The sequence below is a fragment of the Pontibacter brevis genome, assembly GCF_054779655.1.
Genome location: NZ_BAAGXV010000024.1, coordinates 1 through 2,768, shown reverse-complemented (window position 1 = coordinate 2,768; position 2,768 = coordinate 1). Strand labels below are relative to the sequence as shown.

4 protein-coding genes are annotated in these 2,768 nt (G+C 50.0%); 2 read left to right on the top strand and 2 right to left on the bottom strand.

Features of this window, described 5'->3' with window-relative positions; translation table 11 throughout:
- The first annotated feature begins 162 nt into the window (after positions 1–162).
- Both ACYVB1_RS06650 and ACYVB1_RS06645 read left to right on the top strand, forming a co-directional pair.
- Complete coding sequence (locus tag ACYVB1_RS06650; RefSeq protein WP_460921960.1) at positions 163–360, top strand: hypothetical protein; 198 nt, start codon at positions 163–165, stop codon at positions 358–360.
- A gap of 169 nt (positions 361–529) precedes the next feature.
- On the top strand, positions 530–973 hold the full coding sequence (locus tag ACYVB1_RS06645; protein ID WP_460921958.1) for a hypothetical protein: 444 nt from the start codon (positions 530–532) through the stop codon (positions 971–973).
- 19 nt (positions 974–992) lie between these two features.
- Here ACYVB1_RS06645 and ACYVB1_RS06640 read toward each other — a convergent pair whose 3' ends face one another.
- Complete coding sequence (locus tag ACYVB1_RS06640; RefSeq protein ID WP_460921956.1) at positions 993–2,372, bottom strand: GH1 family beta-glucosidase; 1,380 nt, start codon at positions 2,370–2,372, stop codon at positions 993–995.
- A partial coding sequence (locus ACYVB1_RS06635; protein WP_460921954.1) for an IS1 family transposase occupies positions 2,369–2,768 on the bottom strand: 400 nt, incomplete at its 5' end. The genes ACYVB1_RS06640 and ACYVB1_RS06635, both read right to left, overlap by 4 nt.

The window sequence follows — 2,768 nt, the reverse complement described above, 5'->3', positions numbered from 1 at the left end:
GGCGTTGCCAGTCATAGTCGCTGATTTCGTAACGTCGCATAAGCTTTTTGAAACTTAAACAACAGTAAAACAAAATCATTCATTAATTGTCAACACGACCTAAAAGCTGCATATCAACCCTGAATTTTACAGAACAAACAAAATCATCATAAACTCAACATCATGCTGGAGTACGTCAAGACAATTCTATTGAAGGTAAGCTTTGACAACATGCTATTCGAAAAAGAACTCAGGAAAGGCCTGAAAGTAATTGAGCGGGAGGAACTGTGGCAGTTCAGGCAATGGTGCTATGAGACGTTCTCTGACAGGCACTTAGTTGCCCTTTGCATGGTATTTCAAAAAAGTCCGGAAATGGCTTAGATGGGAGAAGGAGGAACACGTTCCACTGCTACAACAGTGTTAGCACCAGCTTAAGCTAGCCTTATACAGCCCAACCCTTCAACCTGAAGCCTTATACAGCCGTCTTAGAAGAGAGCGAGCAGTAACTTTCCTAAAACCCTTCCTCATCACATGGAAAAGCTGCTTCTACTTGTTATCTACACTGCTTGCGATCCAATCTGCAGGAATTGCTCAGGACACCACTGCAGCGCCTGGCGAGGAGCTAATTGGCTGCCGCTTCGAACCATATTCCGTAAGCCCCACCCCAGCCAGCCTGCCCGACAGTTTGTTAGCGGAAGATGTATATGGCAGAATATTCCTGTATGTGCACATAGATACCACTACCCAAAAAATTGCCAAGGTACTGGTGACACATGCTACTTTAAAACGAAAAGCAGACGACAGTGACTACCTGCTCTACCGAATGGATGCTGACTTTGATAAAGTTGAAACTTACCCGAAGAAGCTCCGGGATTTATATCCTTTTCTGGTAAACTATGCCACAGGCGGAGGAATAACGATAGAAAAAACGAATAGCACGAAAGGATGGGGCCGTTATGTTGCCTACAGCATAGGGGTGAAAATAGAAGATTAAAAAGCTGTTATCCTCTTCCTCAGGTGTTTCCTCTTAAAAAGTCCCGGTACCAGTAGCCCGACGACTTTACAGTGCGCTGCTGGGTGGCAAAGTCTACGTGCACAAGGCCGAAACGGGGATCATAGCCCTCGGCCCACTCAAAATTATCTACCAGCGACCAAACAAAATACCCCTGCACCTTAGCCCCCTCCTGCATAGCCCTATGCACCTGCGCCAGGTAGCGCTGCAGGAAATCCACCCGCTCCGGGTCATGCACCTGACCGTCCTGCAACCGGTCTTCAAAAGCGGCTCCGTTCTCCGTGACAATAATTTTTTTGATGCCCTTATAACAGCTAAACTTCTGAAGCATGTGGTATATGGCTTCCGGGTATATCTCCCAATTCATCAGGGTATAAGGCACACCTCTTTTTTTAGGAGACACGAGGACGGCTTGCATAAAGGGTGTCCAGAAAGCATGTTTCACTACTTCACGGGTATAGTTCTGGATGCCGACAAAGTCATAATCAAATTTCAGCTTTTCTTCGTCTCCAGGCTGCATGTACTTTTCGATGCGGCGCATGAATTTCAGGTCGTCCAGAGGATAGCCCAGGCCCAGCGACGGCTCCACGAAAAGCCTGTTCAGGAGGGCATCCACACGTTTGGCGGCTTTCATATCTTTCTCCAGCGGCCAAAGCGGTTCTATATGAGAGCATGAAAAGGTAGTACCTACCTCCGCCTCCGGAAAGAATTCTTTTATAATTCTGCCGCCCTCCGCCTGGCACAAAGCGGCGTGATGCACAGCAGGAATAAAGGAACCAAAACCCCGGCGGCCTGGCGCGTGCACCCCCAGAAAATAACCTGCGCCGGTAAATACCATGGGCTCGTTGAGCACCATCCAGTGCTTCACCCTGTCGCCAAAAAGCTTCATACACAGTGCCACGTACTCCTGAAACCACCCCACAACATCGCGGTTAACCCAGCCGCCCTTCTTCTCCAGCGCGTGTGGCAGGTCCCAATGGTAGAGCGTAACCCAGGGGGTGATGTTCAACTCCAGGCAGTGGTCTATCAGGCGGCTGTAGTAATCCGCGCCCGCCTTGTTTACCCGACCCTGGCCTTCAGGCAGCAGGCGTGGCCAGGAAAGAGAGAAGCGAAAGTTGGGGATGGCCAGTGCCTGTACCAGCGCCAGGTCGTCAGGATAACGGTTAAAGAAGTCACAGGCGTGGTTGCCATTCTGGTTTTGCTTTACCTTGCCTTTTTTTCCTGAAAACACATCCCAGATAGAAAGCCCTTTGCCTCCCGCCTCGTGTGCTCCCTCAATCTGGTAAGCAGCCGTGGAGGCGCCCCATATAAAATCATCGCCAAAGTCTGCCCTGCTGAGCACTGCCTGCTCCAGCGCCCGCTCGTGGTTGTGGTATGTCATATAAAAAAAGCAGCGGCACCCAAACAGGTGCCTGCTGCATTAGAAGCTAAACACCTATANTAGTGATTCTGCTCTTTTTTAGAGAAGCAGGCTGTTTTTCTGACCAATCTTCTGTTTCTTGTTCTCAGGCACAGGTTCACCCCTTCAATGTTCCTGGTGTTTACCTTTCCAATCATGTGCTTTTCCTCCGGCAGCACTTTGGTGAAAGCCGGCAAGTCATCAGTGCAGAACCTGCCGATTTCCAGCGCCTGCAGCTGCTTGTATAGCTTTGCGACTGTGTGCTGGCTGCGATTTCCCCAACTCCAGGCCAGCACCTCGTCTGTTTCCGGCGCGTAGGCGTAGAAAAGCCAGCGCTTGCACTCTTTGCGCCGCCTGACAAAGGTCCACACCTCGTCT

Bases quoted from the DNA above. Each gene is read 5' to 3' on its own strand.
- ACYVB1_RS06650 (WP_460921960.1), top strand. From the start codon at position 163: ATGCTGGAGTACGTCAAGACAATTCTATTGAAGGTAAGCTTTGACAAC.
- ACYVB1_RS06640 (WP_460921956.1), bottom strand. From the start codon at position 2,372: ATGACATACCACAACCACGAGCGGGCGCTGGAGCAGGCAGTGCTCAGC.